Raw genomic sequence first — 18,737 nt, 5'->3', positions numbered from 1 at the left:
TTTCCAGTTTTCTTCCCATGCTCTTCGCCAACCCTCACGCGCAACGGCGCGGCTACGACGCGGCCCTGCAGGCCGTCATGAACATCGCACGCGGCCGCGAGAGCCGCCAGTGGCTGTCCACCTGGGACCGGCTCTCACCGCAGCCCACACCCGCGTGGCCGCTGCCCCGGCTCGCGGCACAACTGGGCATCGCGCAGATCGTCGTGAAAGACGAATCGCGCCGCTCCGCGCTCGGCAGCTTCAAGGTGCTCGGTGCGCCCGTGGCCTTGCTGCGCCTGGTGCTGCGCCGCTGGCCCGAGCGGGGCTGGGCGCCGGCCGACCTGTTCGCGGGCCGGCATGCGGCAGCGCTGCGCGATTTCGTCGTCATCAGCGCGACCGACGGCAACCACGGCCGTGCACTGGCCGCGGCCGCGCAGAGCATGGGCTGCCGCTGCGTGATCGTGCTGCACGCGCAGGTCAGCGAGGAGCGCGAGGCGCCCATCGCCGCGCTCGGCGCCGAGATCGTGCGCATCGCCGGCAACTACGACGCCTCGGTCGAGGAGGCCGCGCGTTTGGCCCAGGCAAACGGCTGGCAGGTGGTTTCCGACACCTCCTACGAAGGCTACGAAGAGATTCCGCGCGACGTGATGCAGGGCTACGGCATCCTCGTCGACGAGTTGCTCGAGACCACCGCGCCCGGCGCGCCGTGCCCTTTCACGCACGTCATCGTGCAAGGCGGCGTCGGCGGGCTCGCAGCCGGCGTGGCCAGCCATTTGTGGGAGCGCTACGGCGCCGCGCGGCCGGCGCTGATCGTGGTCGAACCCGAGCAGGCCGACTGCCTGCTGCAGAGCGCGCGCAGCGGTCGGCCTGACCGCGCCACCGGCAGCGTCGATTCCGTGATGGCCGGGCTGGCCTGCGGCGAAACCTCGCCGCTCGCGTGGCGCTTTCTGCAGCCCTCCGTCGACCTCTTCATGACCGTGACCGATGCCGACGCCGAGCACGCCATGCGCACCTTCGCCACCGGCGAGGCGGGCGACGTGCCCGTGCTGGTCGGCGAGTCCGGCGCGGCCGGCCTTGCCGCGCTGCAGGTGCTCGCGGCCGACCCCGAACTGGCGCGCAAAGCCGGCCTCGACGCCAGCTCGCGCGTGCTGCTGTTCAGCACCGAGGGCGCGACCGCACCCGGCGTGTACCGCGCGCTGACCGGCCGCTCGGGCGAAGAAGTCGTGGCGGCGCAGACGCAATGGCTGCAACACGAAGGCATCGCCGAAGCCGCGCTGATGGCGCGCATCGACGACCACGCCGCCATCGGCGCGACCGCACAAGGCGGCGTCTGCCGCATTGCGCTCACCGACGCCGACCGCGCGGGCCGCGACCGGCTCGTGCAGTGGATGCGAGAGCTGGGCCTCACGGTGCGCATCGACCGCATCGGCAACATCTTCGGCATCCGACCCGGCCAGCTGCCCCATGCCCAACCCGTGATGACCGGCTCGCACATCGACACCGTCGCCACGGGCGGTCGCTACGACGGCAACTACGGCGTGATGGCCGGCCTCGAGGTGGTGCGCTGGCTCAACGAACGCCAGCGCCAGACGCTGCGCCCCTTTGTGGTCGCTGCCTTCACCAACGAGGAGGGCGTGCGCTTCATGCCCGACATGCTGGGCTCGCTGGTGCACGCGGGCGGCCTGGCGCTCGATGCGGCGCTCGACACCGTCGCCACCGACGGCGCACGGCTGGGCGACGAACTCGCGCGCATCGGCTACGCGGGCGACATGCCTTGCGGCACGCTGGTGCCGCATGCGTTCGTCGAGCTGCACATCGAGCAGGGCCCGGTGCTGGAGGCCGAAGGCGTCACCATCGGTGCGGTGGCCGACCTGCAGGGCATCTCGTGGCAAGAGATCGTCGTCACCGGCCAGTCGAACCACGCCGGCACCACGCCGATGCGCCTGCGCCACGACGCGGGCTACTGCGCCGCCGCCATCGCGGTGTTCGTGCGCGAGCTGGCGCGCCGCTACGGCGGCAGCCAGGTCGCGACGGTCGGTGCGATCGACCTGCATCCCAACCTCATCAACGTGATCGCGGCGCGCGCCACGCTCACGGTGGATCTGCGCAACACCGACGAGGCGACGCTGCAGGCGGCCGAAGGCGAGCTCGCGAGCTACCTGCGGCAACTCGAAGCGACCGAAGGCGTGACCATCGCGGCCCGCACGCTGGCGCGTTTCGAGCCGGTGCAGTTCGACGAGCGATTGGTACGCATCATCGAAGCCAGCGCGCATGCACGCGGCCTTCGCCACCGCCGCATGACCTCAGGTGCCGGCCACGACGCGCAGATGATGGCGCGCATCTGCCCCGCCGCGATGGTCTTCGTGCCAAGCGTGCGCGGCATCAGCCACAACCCCAAGGAGCACACGGCGAGCGCCGACCTCGCGCAGGGCGCGAATGTGCTGCTGGACGTGGTGCTGGGGCTGTTGGACGAGGCGGGGTGAGCGGCGGGATGTCAGTCGACCGCTGGCGCCCTCACTTCAACGCCCACCCAAAGAACCGCACCACTTCATCGCGCTGGCGCATCGCATCCGCGCGCCCGAGTGCCATCAGCTCGCGCGTGTAGGCCGACTCGAACAGCAGGTAGCTCGCCAACGCGCCGCCCTTCACGTCGGCCGCGACCTTCGAGCCGCCCAGCAGATGCCGCACAGCGCCCGGCAGGGCATCGACGTGGCGCGCCGCGATCATGTCGATGCGCTCCGAGGGCGAGATCACCAGCAGGTCGAGTGGGCGCAGCGTGCTCGCGGTGCGCGCTTCTTCGGGGATCAGGCCCAGCGTGTGGTTGATGCGGCGCAGCCGTTCGATGTCGACCGCGAGCGCATCCAGAAAGATGCTCGACAGCGCATGACCCGCGATCTGCGCCATGGTCGGATAGCCGCTGTGCGTGTTCGGCCCGGCTTCGTCGCGCGGCTCGTGCATGCGGCCGGCGCCGATCACCACGATGCGTTGCGCACCCAAGTGGATCGCTGCCGCGATGGGCGCCGACTGCCGCATCGAGCCGTCGCCGAAGTACTCGGTGTGGCCCGGCGGCATGGGCAGCGCGGTGGCCGGGAACACGAACGGAATGGCCGACGAGGCCATCAGGTGCGCATGCGTGATGCGGTCGCGCACCGACAGGCGCTGCGAACGCACCCACGGTTCCATCGGCACGGCCGCCTCGAAGAAGGTGACGTGCTCGCCCGAGCTGTAGCTCGACGCCGTGACGGCCAGCGCCTGCACGTGGCCCTGCTGCATGAGCTGCGGCAGCCGGTTCAGCGGCACCAGGCGCGCCAGCAGGTCGGCCAGCGGTGCGTTGTCGAGCAGCGACTTCGGCTTGATGCGCATCCAGTTGGCCGCGAAGCGCCCCAGGCCGAGCAGCATGCGCCAGCGCGCGCCGCTGCCGAGCACCGAGAGCGAGTCGGCGCGGTAGACCTGCTCGGCGCGAAAGTTGCCCCACACCTGCGCGATGTGCGCGACCACGCGGTCGAAGTCGTCGGAACCGCAGGCCAGCGCGGCGGCGTTGATGGCGCCGGCCGAGGTGCCGGTGATGACCTGGAACGGATTGCCGCTGCCGATGGCCGCGCCGGCGGCCAGGGCGTCGCGCCGGATCTCGGCGATGGCTTCGAGCACGCCGACCTGGTAGGCGGCGCGGGCGCCGCCGCCTGTCAGCAGCAGGCCGGTGGCGGGGCGTGTCTCGGGCATTCTTTTTTTGCGTCTGGGTTTTCGGGTATTGAACGCGGCCCGGTACGGGCTTGGCAGGCGGAATAGACTACCCGCCATTCAGGAGTTTGATCAATGGCACTCACCCCCGACGGGCTCATGGACGCGCTCAAGAGCGTCACGGACCCTAACACCGGCAAAGAATTCGCAGCGACGCGCTCGCTCAAAAACCTCCAGATCGCCGAGGGCGACGTCTCGTTCGAGCTCGAACTGGGCTACCCGGCCAAGAGCCAGCACGCGGCCATCCGCAAGTCGCTCGTGGCCGCGGCCAAGACGGTGCCGGGCGTGGAGAACGTGTCGGTCAACATCGTCACCAGGGTCATCAGCCATGCGGTGCAGCGCGGCGTGCAGCTGATGCCCAACGTGCGCAACATCGTGGCCGTGGCCTCGGGCAAGGGCGGCGTGGGCAAGAGCACCACGGCCGCCAACCTGGCGCTGGCGCTGGCCGCCGAGGGCGCCACCGTGGGCCTGCTCGACGCCGACATCTACGGCCCGAGCCAGCCCATGATGATGGGCCTGGACGGCCGCCCCGAGAGCATCGACGGCAAGAACATGGAGCCCAAGGAGCGCCATGGCGTGCAGGTGATGTCGATCGGTTTCCTGGTCGACGCCGACCAGGCCATGATCTGGCGCGGCCCCATGGCCACGCAGGCGCTCGAGCAGCTGCTGCGCCAGACCAACTGGAAAGACCTCGACTACCTGATCGTCGACATGCCGCCGGGCACCGGCGACATCCAGCTCACGCTGAGCCAGCGCGTGCCGATGACGGGCGCGGTGATCGTCACCACGCCGCAGGACATCGCGCTGCTCGACGCGCGCAAGGGCATCAAGATGTTCGAGAAGGTCGGCGTGCCGATCCTGGGCATCGTGGAGAACATGGCGGTGCACATCTGCTCGAACTGCGGCCACACGGAGCACATCTTCGGCGCGGACGGCGGCAAGAAGATGGCGGCCGAATACCAGATGGAATACCTGGGCGCGCTGCCGCTGGACATCAACATCCGGCTGCAGGCGGACAGCGGGGCGCCGACCGTGGTGTCCGACCCCGACGGCGAAGTGGCTGCGCTCTACAAGGCCGTGGCGCGCCGCGTGGCGGTGGGGATTGCGGAGAAGGCGAAGGACTTCTCTGCGAAGTTTCCGACGATTTCGATCAGCAAGAACACGTGAGATAGGGGCGTTTCAGGGCGACGCTCCCGCCGACGGGGAGCCTTGCTCCGCGAATGTCCCCCGCCCTTCGGGCTCCTCCTTGATTTCGCTGCGCAAGGCACCCCGTCGACGTGAGCGTCATGCGCAGCGGTCGTTGATCGGTGAGCACCCACAGCGCGTCCTGTGCGCAGGGCACTGGGTGCTTCCCGCAGCGAAATCAAGGAGGAGGGCGAAGCCCGGGGGACATTCGCGGAGGGAAGTACCCGGTGGCCTGTGCACGCGCCCCGAACGAGCGCACACAAAGGACAAGAAGAAATGAACCTGCTCGCCTCCATGCGCTACCTCGTCGCACTCAGCGAGCACAAGCATTTCGGCCGCGCCGCGCAAGCCTGCCACATCACGCAGCCGGCCCTTTCGAACGCACTGCGCGCGCTGGAAGGCGAGTTCGGCGTCGTCATCGTCAAGCGCTCGCGCGTGTACGTGGGCCTCACGCACGAAGGCGAGCGCGTGCTGGCCACGGCACAGCGCATGCTGCGCGACAACGAGGTGCTGCTGCAGGAGCTGCGCAGCGGGGCCGACGACCCGCGCGGGCGCCTGCGCATGGCCGCCGTGCCGACTGCGATCCCGATGCTGTCGCGCTTTGCCGCGATGCTGCAGCAGCGGCATCCGGGCATCGTGCCGGCCGTGCTCTCGATGAGTTCGCAGGAGCTGGAGACGGGCCTGGAGAATCTTTCGGTCGATCTCGCGCTGGGCTATACCGAGCGCATGCACCTGCCGGGCGTCAAGCTCAAGGCCTGGCCGCAGAGCATCGAGCATTACTTCCTGCTGCGGCGCGCGAAGAAGCCCTCGGCGGACCGGTTGCGCATCGGCCGCCCCATCGCGTGGGCCGAAGCCGGCAAGCTGCCGCTGTGCCTGCTCACGCCCGACATGCACAACCGCGCCATCATCGACCAGGCCCTGCGCGACGCTGCCGTGGCCGCGGTGGCGCCCGCCATCGAAACCAATTCCGTGCTCACGCTCGCGCTGGCCGTGAGCGTGGGCACCGTCAGCAGCGTGCTGCCCGGCGCCATGGTGGCGGCCGTGCGCAGTCATCGCGAACTGGAGGCACTGCCGCTGGTATCGCCCGAAGTGCGCACGCCCATCGGCTTCATGACGCAGGAGGGCGTGCGGCCCGCGCGTGCGCTCGACGCGGCGCTGGCCTTTCTGCAGACGCCCGAATGGCAGGCACAGGCGCGCGAAAACAGCGGCGCGCTCGACGCCCCGTAGCCCCACAACCGAGTGCCGATGGCACTGGATGGTTTACCCTTCGCGCCACCATGAAATCCAAAGCCCAGTTCCGCCTGCGCATCTACCGGGACGACGCCATCGCCATCGGCCCCGGCAAGATCGCCGTGCTCGAAGCCGTGGCCGAAACCGGTTCGATCTCGGCGGCGGCGCGCCTGCTCGGCATGTCGTACCGACGCGCCTGGATGCTGATCGACGAGATGAACCAGACGCTGGCTTCGCCCGCGGTGAACACGGCCGCGGGCGGCTCGCGCGGCGGCGGCACGGCGCTCACGCCCGTGGGCGAGGACATCGTGAAGCGCTACCGCGCGATCGAGAACGCCGCGCGCCTGGCGACGGCCGCCGATGTTCGCGCGCTCACGCGGCTGCTGGCCCCCTAAGCCGCAGCAACGCATCGGTCGACGGCTCGTGCCGAGCGCATCGCGCAGCGCCATCAGGAACGACTGGCTCTCGTCGCGCGGCGCGATGCTCGACGGGATGAAAGCCGCCGGCGTCCAGAATTCGCTGTATTCGCCAGGATATGAAGACGGGCGCTTTCACGCATCTCTGCAAGCGAAAAAATGGCGGTGCGTGTAACAATCGCGCCGTATCCAAATGAACACGACGACCGCTTCGCTCATCGCCACCACCGACTGGTCTCCGCTGGTCCTGTCGCTGCAGGTCGCGGCGGTCGCGACCTTGTTGGCGCTGGTCGTGGGCGTGGCGCTGGGCTGGGTGTTCGCGCGCAAGCAGTTCGTCGGATCGGGCGTGCTCGAGGCCGTGTTCATGCTGCCGCTGGTGCTGCCGCCGACGGTGATCGGCTACGCCATCCTGGTGGCGGCGGGGCGCCGCAGCCCGCTCGGCGCGTGGCTGCGCGAGCACTTCGACTACACCATCATCTTCAGCTGGCACGGCGCCGTGGTGGCCTCGGCCGTGGTCGCGCTGCCGCTGGTGCTCAAGTCGGCGAGCGCGGCGTTCTCGAACGTCGACCGCTCGCTCGAAGCCGCCGCCAGCACCTTGCGCCAGTCGCCGTTCTCGGTGTTTTTGCGCGTCACGCTGCCGCTGGCCTGGCCCGGCATCCTGGCCGGCACGCTGCTCGCGTTCGCGCGCGCCATGGGCGAGTTCGGCGCCTCGCTGATGGTGGCTGGCTCGATTCCCAAGCAGACCCAGACCCTGTCGATGGCCATCTACGACGCCGTGCAGTCCGGGCACGACGACCTGGCGCTGCTGCTGGTGGTCGTCACGTCAGTGCTGTCGATCGCGGTGCTGGTCGTGTCGAACCGCTTCTTTTCGCTTCGTTGATTTCCACTTTTTCCTGGAGACTGTGTCCATGCGTCCGTTGCGCCTCTTGACTGTTGCCCTCGCCCTTGCGCTGCCGCTCGCGGCCGCCGCGCAGCAGATCACCGTGTCCGCCGCCGCAAGCCTGACCGACGCGTTCAAGGAGATCGGTCCCAAGTTCGAAGCCGCCAAGGCGGGCCGCACCGTGCGCTTCAACTTCGCCGCGTCGGGCGTTCTGCTGCAGCAGATCGCGCAGGGCGCGCCGGTCGACGTGTTCGCCAGCGCCGACCAGGAGACGATGAATCGCGGCGCCGACCAGAAGCTCATCGACACCGCCACCCGCAAGGACTTCGTCACCAACAGCCTCGTGCTGGTCGAGCCCGCGCAGGGCGCCGTCGGCCTGAAGTCGCTGCAAGAGCTGAGCGGCGCCCGCGTGAAGCGGATCGCCGTCGGCAAGACCGCCACCGTGCCGGTCGGCCGCTACACCCGACAGGTGCTGGACAACGCCAAGCTCTGGACCGTGCTCGAACCCAAGTTCGTGCGGGCCGACAGCGTGCGCCAGGTGCTCGACTACGTGAGCCGCGGCGAGGTCGAGGCCGGGTTTGTGTACCGCACCGACGCGGCCGTGGCCGGCGACAAGGTCAAGGTCGCCTTCACGCCCACGGGCCACACGCCCGTGACGTACCCGATCGCCGTGGTGGCCGAGAGCCGGCAGAAGGCGCTGGCCGGCGATTTCATTGCGTTCCTGTCGACGCCCGCCGCCCAGGAAGTGCTCACGCGCTACGGATTCGGCAAGCCATGATCGACGTCGATCTGCAGCTCACGGTGAAGGACGGGGCCCGGCGCTTCGACCTCGCCGTGCGCTTCCAGACCGACGTTCCATTTGCCGCGCTCTATGGCCCCTCGGGGGCCGGCAAGTCGCTGACCCTGCAGGCCATCGCCGGCCTGCTGCATCCATCGGCGGGCCACGTGCGGCTCGATGGCCGCACGCTGTACGACGCGGCCCAGCGCATCGACGTGCCCGCGCCGGCGCGCCGCATCGGCTACCTGTTCCAGAACTACGCGCTGTTCCCGCACCTCACCGTGCGCGAGAACGTGGCCTTCGGGCTCACGGCGTGGCACCGCCGCACGCTGCCGCCGCGCGACGCCGAGCGCGTGCAGGCGCTGCTCGACAGCTTCGGCCTCGCCGCGCTGGCCGACAGCCGTCCGCAAAAGCTGTCGGGTGGGCAGCAGCAGCGCGTGGCGCTGGCGCGCGCGCTGGCCTGCGAACCGCAGGTGCTGCTGCTCGACGAGCCCTTTGCGGCCCTCAACCCCATGCTGCGCAGCGAATTGCGCAACGAACTGGCCCAGGTGCGCAAGCAGTGGGGAATTCCGGTGTTGATGATCACGCACGACATCGAGGACGTGCTCGCCCTGGCCGATGTGGCCTTCGTCTACAAGGACGGCCAGGTGGTGCGGGAGATCGACCTGCACAACGCCGAGAGCCGCGACTTCGCGCTGCGCGAGATTGCGGGTGTGCAGGAGGTCGAGGAGACGCCGCTGCGCAGCAAGCTGCGGGGTTTGCTGATGGGTGGCGCGCGCGAGGCCTGAGCGCCTTTTTTCTTCCCCTTCATTTCCATTTTGAATCGCCGCATGTCCCGATTCAATTTGACGCCGCGCCCCCGCACACCAACACTGCCGCCATGAGCGAGCAGAAGATCGAGTTCTACAAGGGCCCGGCCGGTGGCTGGGGCGCGTTGCGCAGCGTGACGAATGCATTGCTGCGGCAGGACATTCCGGTCAAGGGCGCGAAGACGCTGCTCTCGGCCAACCAGCCCGATGGTTTCGACTGCCCGGGCTGCGCCTGGCCCGACCGCAACCACGCCTCGACCTTCGAGTTCTGCGAGAACGGCGTGAAGGCCGTGGCCGCCGAGGCCACCGCGCGCCGTGCGGGCCCGGCGCTGTTTGCGAAGCACACGGTGGCCGAGCTGGCGCAGCAGAGCGATTTCTGGCTCGAAGACCAGGGCCGGCTCACGCACCCCATGGCCTATGACGCGGCGAGCGACAAGTACGTGCCTATCGACTGGGACGACGCCTTCGCATTGATCGCGCGCCACCTGAACGCGTTGCCCGATCCGAACCAGGCGATCTTCTATACCTCGGGCCGCGCGAGCAACGAGGCGGCTTTTCTGTACCAGCTGTTCGTGCGCGAGTACGGCACCAACAACTTTCCCGATTGCTCGAACATGTGCCACGAGCCCAGCGGCAGCGGCATGCGCCCGCAGATCGGTGTGGGCAAGGGCACGGTCACGCTCGAAGACTTCGAGAAGGCCGACGCGATCTTCATCTTCGGCCAGAACCCGGGCACCAACCACCCGCGCATGCTCGGCGAGCTGCGCGCGGCCTCCAAGCGCGGCGCGCGCATCGTGAGCTTCAACCCGCTGCGCGAGCGCGGGCTGGAGCGCTTTGCCGATCCGCAGGACAAGCTCGAGATGGCCACGCTGGGCTCCACGCCGATCAGCACGCATTACTTCCAGCTGCGCGTGGGCGGCGACTTCGCGGCCGTGAAAGGAATGATGAAGCACGTCATCGAGCGCGAAGACGCGGCGGTGGCGCGCGGCGAGCCCTCGGTGCTCGACCATGACTTCATCGCCACCCACACGCTGGGCTTCGACGCGATGGCCGACGACCTGCGCGCCGAATCGTGGCCGCTGCTGGTGCAGGAGTCGGGCCTGAGCGAAGCGCAGATCCGCGCGGCGGCCGACGTGTACCTGGGCGCCAAGCGCGTCATCGCCTGCTGGGGCATGGGCATCACGCAGCACCGCCATTCGGTGGCCACGATCCAGATGATCGGCAACTGGCTCATGCTGTGCGGCCACATGGGGCGCGAAGGCGCGGGCGCCTGCCCGGTGCGCGGCCACAGCAACGTGCAGGGCGACCGCACCATGGGCATCTGGGAGAAGCCGCCGGCCGCGCTGCTCGACCGGCTGCAGCAGGTGTTCGGCTTCGAGCCGCCGCGCGAGAACGGCGTGGACACGGTCGAGGCGATCCAGCTCATGCTCGACGGCAAGGGCAAGGTGTTCTTTGCGCTGGGCGGCAACTTCGCGGCGGCCACGCCCGACACCTACCAGACCTGGAAGGGGCTGCAGCAGTGCGACCTCACGGTGCACGTGACCACCAAGCTCAACCGCAGCCACATCGTGCACGGGCGCGAGGCGCTCATCCTGCCGTGCCTGGGCCGCACCGAGATCGACATGCAGGCGAACGGCCCGCAGGGCGTGACGGTCGAAGACTCGATGAGCATGGTGCACCTCTCGATGGGCATCAACCCGCCCGCGTCGGAGCACCTGCTGTCGGAGCCGGCCATCGTGGCGCGCCTGGCCGCGGCGACCATCGGCGCGCGCAGCAAGACGCCGTGGCTCTGGCTGGTGGAAGACTACGCGCGCATCCGCGACAAGATCGAAGCCGTGTTCGACGACTTCAAGGACTTCAACGCGCGCGTGGCGCACCCCGGCGGCTTTCGCCTGCGCAACACGGCGAGCGAGCGCGTGTGGGCCACCGCGTCGCAGAAGGCCGTGTTCTTCACGCACGCCGTGCCGCTGGACACGCACGCGCACCGGGCCCGCGCGCGCTTTGCGTCGCAGCGCGACACGCTGGTGTTCACGCTGCTCACCACGCGCTCGCACGACCAGTACAACACCACCATCTACGGCATGGACGACCGCTACCGCGGCGTGTTCGGCCAGCGCCGCGTGGTGTTCATCCACGCCGACGACATTCGCCAGCTTGGCATGAAGGACGGCGACTGGGTCGACATCCAGACCGTGTGGAGCGACGGGCCCGAGCGCCGCGCCGGGCCGCCCCAAGCAAGCGAGGCCCCCCTTGGGGGGCAGCGAGGACACGAAGTGCCGAGTGAGGGGGCCGTCATTCAGCGCCGTGCGGATCGCTTCAAGCTGGTGGCCTACGACATCCCGCGTGGCAACCTCGCGGCCTACTACCCCGAGACGAACCCGCTGGTGCCGCTGTCGTCGGTGGCCGAGAACGCGGGCACGCCGACGTCCAAGTCGATTCCCGTGGTGCTGTCGCTGCATGTGGCGCCGGTCGTGGTGGAAGTCGACGCCGTGGCGGCATGAGCGATTCGGGGTTCGACGCCGACGCTTTTTCCATCGCGATCCTGCGTACGCTCGCCGAAGCACCGGGCGAGGGCGGCATGTCGCTGCCGCGCCTGGGCAAGCGGCTGGGGCAGGGCGCGAGCGTGGTCATGCGCCAGCTCACGCTGATGGGCGATGCCGCGCTGGGCGGCGTGCGCGGGCCTGGTTGGGTGCGCGTGATGCAGTTGGACGACCGCTGGGTCGCGCACCTCACCGACGCGGGGCGCGCGATGGTCGACAGTCTGCCGGCTGACGAAAACCGTAGCTGAGCCGACAATGGCCGCGGCCATGACAAACACCCCCGAACCCGACTCCCTGCCGCCGCTCGCGCGGCATGCCGTGCATGTCTTCGGCGAGCGCGGCCTCGCGCCCGAGGGCGTGGTGCGCGACGACACGCTCGCCGCCGAGGTGCCGGTGGCGCTGGTGTTCAACGGCGTCTCGCACGCGGTGATGATGGCCACGCCGCAAGACCTCGAGGCCTTCGCGCTGGGCTTTGCGCTGAGCGAAGGCATCCTCGACAGCGCCGCCGATTGCCGCGGCATCGACGTGCAGGTGGTCGATGCCTCCGACGCCGGCCTGCCCGAAGGCATGCCCGGCATCGAGGTGCAGCTCGACATTGCCACGCGCAGCTTCGAACGCCTGAAGGACCGGCGCCGCAGCCTCGCGGGCCGCACCGGCTGCGGCGTGTGCGGCGTCGAAAGTTTCGCGGGGCTCGACCTGTCGCCGCAGCGCGTGCCGCCGCGCGACTGGATCGAACGCATCGACCTCGCCACCGTGCTGCGCGCCTTCGCCGCCATGTCGCCGCGCCAGGTGCTCAATGCCGAAGCCGGCGCGATCCATGCGGCGGCCTGGGCCACGGTCGACGGCGAACTGACCGACCTGATGGAAGACGTCGGCCGCCACAACGCGCTCGACAAGCTGCTCGGCAAGCTCGCGCGTGCGAATCGGCTCGATGAACCTGGCTTCGTGCTGATGTCCAGCCGCGGTAGCCACGAGCTGGTGCGCAAGTGCGCGCGCCTGGGCATTGCGGCGATGGCGACCATCTCGGCGCCGACCGCGATGGGCGTGCGCATGGCCGAGCTCAGCGGCCTGCGTTTCTGGGGGCTGTGCCGCGCGCCGCGCGGTGTGCTTTACGCCGACGGGCTCGGTGCGACGGGTGGATCGCCGAGCGCCAGCACCGCGTCGGCCACAGCCTCGATGCCCTGATCCGACAGGTCGGACGCCGCCACGCTTTGGCGCTTCGCCCACGCGCGAAAGTGCGTTTCCTGCGACTTCTCGTAGTGCGGGTCGTAGTGCAGCGACATGAGTTCGGCGAACAGGTGCGGCAGGTCGGCGTCGTGTGCCCACTGCTGCCAGCGCGTCACCGTTTCCTTGCCCTGCATTTCCTTCAGCACGCCCATCTTTTCGGCGAGCGCCGCGCGGTCGTCGCCCAGGTAGGCGTAGTCGCGCAGCAGGTAGGCCAGCCGCGCATCGGGCGTGGCCGCCACCTCGATGCACGGCGCGGCGCGCATCTGCGCGACGAGTGACAGCGGCAGCGACAGCCGCCCGATGCGCACGCTCTCGCCCTCGACATACAGCGGACGCGAAAGGTCGATGGCTTCGAGCACGGTCGCGATGCGCGTCTCGAAGTGTTTTTGCGAAGGCTGCGCCACGCCCGGCAGCGCGCCGAGCAGCGAGCCCTTGTGGTTGGCGAAGTCTTCGAGGTCGAGCACCTGCGCGCCGCGTTCGGCCAGCGCGTGCAGCACGCGCGTCTTGGCGCTGCCGGTGGCGCCGCAGACCACGCGCAGGTCGAGCTGCGGCGTCAGCGCATCGATCTGCGAGATCACATGGCGGCGAAAGCTCTTGTAGCCGCCGGCGAGTTGCTGCGCGTCCCAGCCCACGAGCCGCAGCCACGTGACCATCGAGCCGCTGCGCATGCCGCCGCGCCAGCAATAGACCAGCGGCTTCCACTTCTCGGGCCGGTCGGCCAACGTGTCGCGCAGATGCGTCGCGATGTTGGCCGCGACCATCGCGCCGCCGATGCGGCGCGCCTCGAAGGCGCCGGTCTGCACGTAGACCGTGCCGACGATGTGGCGCTCCTCGTCGTTGAGCACCGGGCAGTTGATGGCGTCGGGGATGTGGTCGAGCGCGAACTCGGCCGGCGAGCGGGCGTCGATCAGCGTGTCGAAGGCGTGGCGGTCGCCGATCCGCACGGGCTGGCGATGACTCATGGCAGTAGGGACCTCATGCCCCGATTGTCGCCGCAGGTCTCAGGCGTAGGCGGGGCCAAGGCCCTTGCGCAAGCGAGCGCTCGCCAAGTCGACAAAGGTGACCAGCACGAACATCGCGATCAGCACCGTCATCGCCTGCTGCTGCTGGAAGATCGACAGGTGAAAGTACAGCAGCTGCCCCAGCCCGCCGCCGCCGACGAAGCCCAGCACGGCCGCCATGCGGATGTTCATTTCCCAGCGGTAGAGCGTGTAGGCCACCCACTGCGGCAGCACGATCGGCAGGCTGGCGTAGCTGAAGGCGGCGACCGGGCCGGCGCCCGAGAGCGTCAGCGCCTGCTCGGGCTCGCGTGGTGCGTTCTCCAGTGCCTCGGCAAAGAGGCGGCCGAGCACGCCCGTGGTGTGCAGCGCCAATGCCAGCGCGCCCGCGAAGGGGCCGATGCCGGCGGCCAGCACCATGAGCGCGGCCCACACCAGTTCGGGCACGCTGCGCAAAAAGTTGAGCACGAAGCGCGCGCCATGACGCAGCGGCCCGCCGGTGCGGCCCGAGGCCGGCAGCGCGAGCACGGCGCCCGCCACGGCGGCCAGCACGGTGCCCAGCGCCGACACGGCCAGCGTCTGCAGCGCGCCGTGGCCGACCTTGGCGAGAAACTCGGAGGACACGTCGGGTGGGAAGAACTCGGCGATGAACTTGGCCATCAGCCGGAGCGATTCGGCCGAGCCCAGCGCGCCGTAGTCGATGCCCAGGTAGACAAAACTCGCGACCACCGCGGCGGCGATCAGCGCCACGGCGAGCCAGCAGCGCAGGCACAGAGGGGGGCGTGGTGGCAGCGTCGTCATGCCAGCAGCTTTCGCAATGCGTTGCTCAGCATGTCGGCCAGCAGCACGAGCGCGAGAAACACGAGCAGGATGCTGCTGGCCTCGCCGCCGTTGAGCATCTTCATCGACTGGTCCATCAGCTGCCCGAGGCCACCCGCGCCCACGAAACCCATCACCACCGAGGCGCGCACCGCGCATTCCCAGCGGTACACGGTGTACGAGGCCAGCTCCTGCGCCGTGTGCGGCAGCAGGCCATAGCACAGCGCCGCGAGCCGGCCGCTGCCGCTTTCGAGCAGGGCGCGCGCGGGGCGCGTGTCGGTCGATTCGAGGATCTCGGCGTAGACCTTGCCCAGCATGCCGCCGTAGGTGATGGCCAGCGCCAGCACGCCGGCCGCGGGTCCGAGCCCGAGCGCGCGCACGAACAGCAGCGCCCACACGATTTCGGGAATGGCGCGCAGCACCATCAGCAGCCAGCGCGCCGCCTGGCGGACGATGCCGGCCTGCAGCCGGCCGGGGCCGGGTCCGATGCGAGAGATGGAGAGCGCCCGCGTGGTCACGAAGCCCAGCGGCGCGCCGATCAGCAGCGCCATGGCCGTGCCGGCCGTGGCCATGGCGAGCGTCTCGAGCGTGGCCTTGGCGAGCAGTGCGAGAAAAGCCGGCGAGCCGTCGGGCGGAAAGAAGCCCGCGAGAAAGCCGCCGATGACGGCGAGCTGCCCGCTGCCGAACAGCGCCCACGGCTTGAATTCGGAGAGCGCCAGCATCGGCCACGCGATGACCAGCGCCGCGAGCCAGCCGGCCAGCCGGCGGCCTGCCTGCGGATCGCGCAGGGCGGGAGACGACAACGTGGTCGTGGCCGTCACGGGCAGTCCGGCCGATGGAAGGCCGGCTCGGCGGTGCCGACCGGCTGCGCAAGCGGCAGCGGCCCCTGCGTCGCCACGCCGCCTTCGCTCGCATAGAGCGCCTCGAGCAGCGCCGGCGTCACTTCGGCGGCCGGCAGGTCGAAGGCGACCTGCCCGTCGCGCATGCCCACGATGCGCGGAAACCAGCGCAGCGCCAGGTCGACCGCATGCAGCGACGCGACCAGCGTGGCGCCGGTCGATTCACTCTGCGCGACCAGCTGGCCCACGGCCGCATGCGACAGCGTGGGGTCGAGCGCCGACACCGGCTCGTCCGCCAGCAGCAGCGCGGGGCGCTGGTACAGCACGCGCGCGATGCCCACGCGCTGCAGCTGACCGCCCGAGAGGCGGTCGCAGCGGTCGAACAGCCGGTCTTCGAGCGCGAGCCGGGCCAGCGCCTCGTGCGCGCCCGCGATGTCGGACGGATAGAAAAGCGAGCCCAGCGCGCGTGGCACCGACCACTGGCCGAGCCGGCCCGCGAGCACGGCCGTGACCACGCGCAGGCGCGGCGCGATCGGCGGCGCCTGGTGCACGGTGCCAATGCGCGCGCGCAGCTGCTTGAGCGCGCGGGCCGGCAGCCGCCACGGGTGCTGGCCCAGCGCCTGCACCTCGCCCTCGCCGGGCCGCAGCGCCGCGCCCAGCACACGCAGCAGCGTGGTCTTGCCCGCGCCCGAGGGCCCGATGACGGCGATGCGCTCGCCGTTGTTCGCGGCCAGCGTCACGCCGGCCAGCGCGCGCTGGCCGTTGGGGTGGACGACGCTGATGGCCTCGAGGGAGAAGCTCACGCTGCAGGTCTTTCTTGCGCCGTTCCCTCACCCCAGCCCTCTCCCGCCAGCGGGAGAGGGAGCAAAGCGGGGCCCGGCTGTGGGCCCCCTCTCCCGCTGGCGGGAGAGGGTTGGGGTGAGGGTGAAGCCCCCACGCTCAAAGTCACTTGATCAGTCCCGCCGACTTGCCCGCCGTCTCGATGCCGTCGTAGTTCGACGACTTCGTCGGGATGAACTTGCTCGCACGCTGCAGCGCCATGATCTCCTTGTGCGCCGGGTTGGCCGGGTCGAGCTTCAGGAACGCATCCGTCAGCTTCTTCTGCAGCGCCGCGTCCATGCCCGGGCGCACGGTCCAGTTGTAGTCGTAGTAGGTCGGCGTGGTCGCGAGCACGCGCACCTTGGCGGCGTTGGGGTTCTTCGACTCGACCAGCTTGTCCCACACCGAGGCGTTGAGCACACCCGCTTCGGCGCGCGAGGCGGCCACGAAGGCCACGGTGGCGTCGTGCGCGCCCGAGAACGCGACGGTCTTGAAGTCCTTCTCGGGGTTGATGCCGGCCTGCAGCAGGAAGTAGCGCGGCATCAGGCTGCCCGAGGTGGACGAGGGCGCGCCGAAGGCGAAGGTCTTGCCCTTCAGGTCGGCCAGGGTCTTGGCGGGGCTGTCGATCGGCACGATGAACTTGCTGGTGAACACCTCGTCTTCCGCGCGCTGCACGATCGGCACCGCGCCGCCGTTGGTGCGGATGCGCGCCTGCACGAAGGTGAAGCCGCCGAGCCAGGCCATGTCGATCTTGTTCGTCGCCAGGCCTTCGACCACGGCGGCGTAGTCGGTCACGGGCGTGAACTGCACGTCCATGCCGGTTTCCTTCTTCAGGTAGTCGCCCAGCGGCGTGAACTTGCGCTGCAGCTCGGTGGGCGCCTCGTCGGGAATGGCCGACACGCGCAGCACGCCCTGGGCGAAGGCGCCCACGGCGGTGAGGGACAGGGCGAGGGCAATCGCCAGCCGGGACACGGTTTGTTTCGTTTGCATGGTGTGGGTGAAGCGTTCAGTGGAGAAGAAAGAAAAGGGTGTGTTCGGGTGCGCAGGCAGACGGTGGCGCGGGCTTCGATAATTGCGGCTTGTTCCATTCGACCGACCCGCCGCCATGATCGAAGCCGCACCTTCCAAGCTCCTGAATCCGTTGGCGCCGCTGCGGCTCACCAGCTTCTCGCATGGGGGCGGCTGCGGCTGCAAGATCGCGCCGGGCGTGCTGTCGCAGATCCTGCGCCACCATGGGGGCGGGCTGATTCCGCCCGAACTCATGGTCGGCATCGAGACCGCCGACGACGCGGCAGTCTACCGGCTCAACGACGAGCAGGCGCTGATCGCCACCACCGACTTCTTCATGCCCATCGTGGACGACCCCTACGAGTTCGGCCGCATCGCCGCGACCAACGCGATCAGCGACGTCTACGCGATGGGCGGGCGCCCGATCATGGCGCTGGCGCTGGTCGCCATGCCGATCAACGAACTGCCGGTGGAGGTCATCGCCGAGATCGTGCGCGGCGGGCAGGACGTGTGCCGCGCGGCCGGCATTCCCATTGCGGGCGGCCACACCATCGATTCGGTCGAGCCGATCTACGGGCTGGTCGCGATGGGGCTGGTGCACCCGAAGCGTGTGCGGCGCAACGCCGACGCGCGGGCGGGCGACGTGCTGGTGCTCGGCAAGCCGCTGGGCGTGGGCGTGTTGTCGGCGGCGCTCAAGAAACAGCAGCTGTCCGAGGCCGGCTACCGCCAGCTGATCGAGAACACGACCAAGCTCAACACGCCCGGCATCGCGCTGTCGGCGCTCGACGGCGTGCATGCGCTGACCGACGTCACCGGCTTCGGCCTGGCCGGCCACACGCTCGAACTCGCACGCGGCGCGGGGCTCACCGCAGTGGTCGAATGGTCGCGCGTGCCGCTGCTCGACAACGTGATCGCGATGGCGGCCGGTGGGCTGGTCACGGGGGCGTCGGGGCGCAACTGGGCGGGCTACGGCGGCGACGTGCAGTTGCACGAAGGCTTGCCGGCGACGGCGCAGGCGCTGATGACCGATCCGCAGACGTCGGGGGGCTTGCTTGTGAGTTGCGCGCCTGAAGTGGCCGAGGCGGTGCTGGAGATCTTCCGGAAGGAGGGCTTCGGGCAGGCGGCGGTGATCGGGCGCGTCGAGGCCGGCGCGCCGGGCCTCGTCGTGCTGCCGTAGGGCCCCGTGTTTCTCCCTCCCCGCTGGGGAGGGCAGGGGTGGGGCAAGCGGCGTTCGATCCGGCACGGCCCTCGTGCGAGCGCCGCGTGCCCCATCCCAACCTTCCCGGGAGGAAGGAGCAAGACAAGGGTCCGGGGCGCCCTGTATTTCCCTCCCCTCTGGGGAGGGCAGGGGTGGGGGCCAGCGGCATTCGATGAGGCACAGCCCTCGTGCGAGCGCCGCGTGCCCCCATCCCAACCTTCCCCCGGGAGGGGAAGGAGCAAGACAAGGGCAGAGTTCCAGCGCGGCACAAATA

The 18,737-nt window shown here is 69.8% G+C and carries 17 protein-coding genes and 1 pseudogene; 12 read left to right on the top strand and 6 right to left on the bottom strand.

The window, feature by feature from the left end:
* Positions 1-17 precede the first annotated feature (17 nt).
* Both GFK26_RS34420 and GFK26_RS34415 read left to right on the top strand, forming a co-directional pair.
* Positions 18-1,214 (top strand): annotated as a pseudogene (locus GFK26_RS34420) (diaminopropionate ammonia-lyase); the annotation flags it as partial.
* Positions 1,215-1,256: 42 nt separating this feature from the next.
* Positions 1,257-2,462, top strand: a complete 1,206-nt coding sequence (locus tag GFK26_RS34415; protein ID WP_416222580.1) for a M20 family metallo-hydrolase — start codon at positions 1,257-1,259, stop codon at positions 2,460-2,462.
* A 31-nt stretch (positions 2,463-2,493) separates the two neighbouring features.
* Here the strand turns inward: GFK26_RS34415 and GFK26_RS33270 are convergent, their stop codons facing one another.
* Positions 2,494-3,699 (bottom strand): patatin-like phospholipase family protein, encoded by a 1,206-nt coding sequence (locus tag GFK26_RS33270; RefSeq protein ID WP_153285720.1) that lies wholly within the window; start codon positions 3,697-3,699, stop codon positions 2,494-2,496.
* A 93-nt stretch (positions 3,700-3,792) separates the two neighbouring features.
* Here GFK26_RS33270 and apbC point away from each other — a divergent pair, with 93 nt between their 5' ends.
* From apbC to fdhD, 9 genes are all read left to right on the top strand, one after another.
* Positions 3,793-4,884 carry an iron-sulfur cluster carrier protein ApbC gene (gene apbC, locus GFK26_RS33265; protein ID WP_153285719.1) on the top strand — a complete coding sequence of 364 codons (1,092 nt, stop codon included), beginning with the start codon at positions 3,793-3,795 and terminating at the stop codon, positions 4,882-4,884.
* 294 nt (positions 4,885-5,178) lie between these two features.
* Positions 5,179-6,129 (top strand): LysR family transcriptional regulator, encoded by a 951-nt coding sequence (locus tag GFK26_RS33260; protein ID WP_153285718.1) that lies wholly within the window; start codon positions 5,179-5,181, stop codon positions 6,127-6,129.
* 50 nt (positions 6,130-6,179) lie between these two features.
* Positions 6,180-6,527 (top strand): winged helix-turn-helix domain-containing protein, encoded by a 348-nt coding sequence (locus GFK26_RS33255; protein WP_056578386.1) that lies wholly within the window; start codon positions 6,180-6,182, stop codon positions 6,525-6,527.
* 214 nt (positions 6,528-6,741) lie between these two features.
* Positions 6,742-7,428: a molybdate ABC transporter permease subunit gene (gene modB / locus GFK26_RS33250; protein ID WP_153285717.1), complete on the top strand. Its 687-nt coding sequence runs from the start codon at positions 6,742-6,744 to the stop codon at positions 7,426-7,428.
* 28 nt (positions 7,429-7,456) lie between these two features.
* Positions 7,457-8,206, top strand: a complete 750-nt coding sequence (modA, locus tag GFK26_RS33245; protein WP_153285716.1) for a molybdate ABC transporter substrate-binding protein — start codon at positions 7,457-7,459, stop codon at positions 8,204-8,206.
* Positions 8,203-8,994, top strand: a complete 792-nt coding sequence (locus tag GFK26_RS33240) for an ABC transporter ATP-binding protein (RefSeq protein ID WP_153285715.1) — start codon at positions 8,203-8,205, stop codon at positions 8,992-8,994. Before modA ends, GFK26_RS33240 begins: the two co-directional genes overlap by 4 nt.
* Before the next feature lie 92 nt (positions 8,995-9,086).
* Positions 9,087-11,516 carry an FdhF/YdeP family oxidoreductase gene (locus GFK26_RS33235; protein ID WP_153285714.1) on the top strand — a complete coding sequence of 810 codons (2,430 nt, stop codon included), beginning with the start codon at positions 9,087-9,089 and terminating at the stop codon, positions 11,514-11,516.
* Positions 11,513-11,803, top strand: coding sequence for a hypothetical protein (locus tag GFK26_RS33230; protein WP_153285713.1), 291 nt, complete (start codon positions 11,513-11,515; stop codon positions 11,801-11,803). The genes GFK26_RS33235 and GFK26_RS33230 overlap by 4 nt, the downstream gene beginning before the upstream one ends.
* A 19-nt stretch (positions 11,804-11,822) precedes the next feature.
* Positions 11,823-12,740 carry a formate dehydrogenase accessory sulfurtransferase FdhD gene (fdhD, locus tag GFK26_RS33225; RefSeq protein ID WP_228121846.1) on the top strand — a complete coding sequence of 306 codons (918 nt, stop codon included), beginning with the start codon at positions 11,823-11,825 and terminating at the stop codon, positions 12,738-12,740.
* Here the strand turns inward: fdhD and mnmH are convergent.
* From mnmH to GFK26_RS33200, 5 genes are all read right to left on the bottom strand, one after another.
* Complete coding sequence (gene mnmH / locus GFK26_RS33220; RefSeq protein ID WP_153285711.1) at positions 12,665-13,744, bottom strand: tRNA 2-selenouridine(34) synthase MnmH; 1,080 nt, start codon at positions 13,742-13,744, stop codon at positions 12,665-12,667. The two genes, fdhD and mnmH, sit on opposite strands and share 76 nt — an antisense overlap.
* A 39-nt stretch (positions 13,745-13,783) precedes the next feature.
* Positions 13,784-14,581, bottom strand: coding sequence for a phosphonate ABC transporter, permease protein PhnE (gene phnE / locus GFK26_RS33215; protein ID WP_153285710.1), 798 nt, complete (start codon positions 14,579-14,581; stop codon positions 13,784-13,786).
* Entirely contained in the window at positions 14,578-15,420 is an 843-nt protein-coding gene (locus GFK26_RS33210; protein WP_416222529.1) for a PhnE/PtxC family ABC transporter permease, read from the bottom strand. Before GFK26_RS33210 ends, phnE begins: the two co-directional genes overlap by 4 nt.
* Positions 15,417-16,241: a phosphonate ABC transporter ATP-binding protein gene (locus GFK26_RS33205; protein WP_153285709.1), complete on the bottom strand. Its 825-nt coding sequence runs from the start codon at positions 16,239-16,241 to the stop codon at positions 15,417-15,419. The genes GFK26_RS33210 and GFK26_RS33205 overlap by 4 nt, the downstream gene beginning before the upstream one ends.
* Before the next feature lie 142 nt (positions 16,242-16,383).
* Complete coding sequence (locus GFK26_RS33200; protein WP_099792163.1) at positions 16,384-17,247, bottom strand: putative selenate ABC transporter substrate-binding protein; 864 nt, start codon at positions 17,245-17,247, stop codon at positions 16,384-16,386.
* Positions 17,248-17,362: 115 nt separating this feature from the next.
* Here GFK26_RS33200 and selD point away from each other — a divergent pair, with 115 nt between their 5' ends.
* Complete coding sequence (selD, locus tag GFK26_RS33195) at positions 17,363-18,442, top strand: selenide, water dikinase SelD (RefSeq protein WP_153285708.1); 1,080 nt, start codon at positions 17,363-17,365, stop codon at positions 18,440-18,442.
* Positions 18,443-18,737 lie beyond the last annotated feature (295 nt).

It is taken from the genome of Variovorax paradoxus (genome assembly GCF_009498455.1).
GTDB lineage: Bacteria > Pseudomonadota > Gammaproteobacteria > Burkholderiales > Burkholderiaceae_C > Variovorax > Variovorax paradoxus_H.
Note: the sequence above shows the minus strand (reverse complement) of the source record. Positions and strands in the feature narration are given on the sequence as shown.

What these genes read in the sequence shown, in the direction of transcription:
- GFK26_RS33235 (WP_153285714.1), top strand. Translation starts at nt 9,087, where the DNA reads ATGAGCGAGCAGAAGATCGAGTTCTACAAGGGCCCGGCCGGTGGCTGG.
- modB (WP_153285717.1), top strand. Translation starts at nt 6,742, where the DNA reads ATGAACACGACGACCGCTTCGCTCATCGCCACCACCGACTGGTCTCCG.
- GFK26_RS33255 (WP_056578386.1), top strand. Translation starts at nt 6,180, where the DNA reads ATGAAATCCAAAGCCCAGTTCCGCCTGCGCATCTACCGGGACGACGCC.
- GFK26_RS33260 (WP_153285718.1), top strand. Translation starts at nt 5,179, where the DNA reads ATGAACCTGCTCGCCTCCATGCGCTACCTCGTCGCACTCAGCGAGCAC.
- modA (WP_153285716.1), top strand. Translation starts at nt 7,457, where the DNA reads ATGCGTCCGTTGCGCCTCTTGACTGTTGCCCTCGCCCTTGCGCTGCCG.
- fdhD (WP_228121846.1), top strand. Translation starts at nt 11,823, where the DNA reads ATGACAAACACCCCCGAACCCGACTCCCTGCCGCCGCTCGCGCGGCAT.
- apbC (WP_153285719.1), top strand. Translation starts at nt 3,793, where the DNA reads ATGGCACTCACCCCCGACGGGCTCATGGACGCGCTCAAGAGCGTCACG.
- GFK26_RS33270 (WP_153285720.1), bottom strand. Translation starts at nt 3,699, where the DNA reads ATGCCCGAGACACGCCCCGCCACCGGCCTGCTGCTGACAGGCGGCGGC.
- GFK26_RS33240 (WP_153285715.1), top strand. Translation starts at nt 8,203, where the DNA reads ATGATCGACGTCGATCTGCAGCTCACGGTGAAGGACGGGGCCCGGCGC.
- GFK26_RS33230 (WP_153285713.1), top strand. Translation starts at nt 11,513, where the DNA reads ATGAGCGATTCGGGGTTCGACGCCGACGCTTTTTCCATCGCGATCCTG.
- GFK26_RS34415 (WP_416222580.1), top strand. Translation starts at nt 1,257, where the DNA reads ATGGCGCGCATCGACGACCACGCCGCCATCGGCGCGACCGCACAAGGC.
- mnmH (WP_153285711.1), bottom strand. Translation starts at nt 13,744, where the DNA reads ATGAGTCATCGCCAGCCCGTGCGGATCGGCGACCGCCACGCCTTCGAC.
- phnE (WP_153285710.1), bottom strand. Translation starts at nt 14,581, where the DNA reads ATGACGACGCTGCCACCACGCCCCCCTCTGTGCCTGCGCTGCTGGCTC.
- selD (WP_153285708.1), top strand. Translation starts at nt 17,363, where the DNA reads ATGATCGAAGCCGCACCTTCCAAGCTCCTGAATCCGTTGGCGCCGCTG.
- GFK26_RS33200 (WP_099792163.1), bottom strand. Translation starts at nt 17,247, where the DNA reads ATGCAAACGAAACAAACCGTGTCCCGGCTGGCGATTGCCCTCGCCCTG.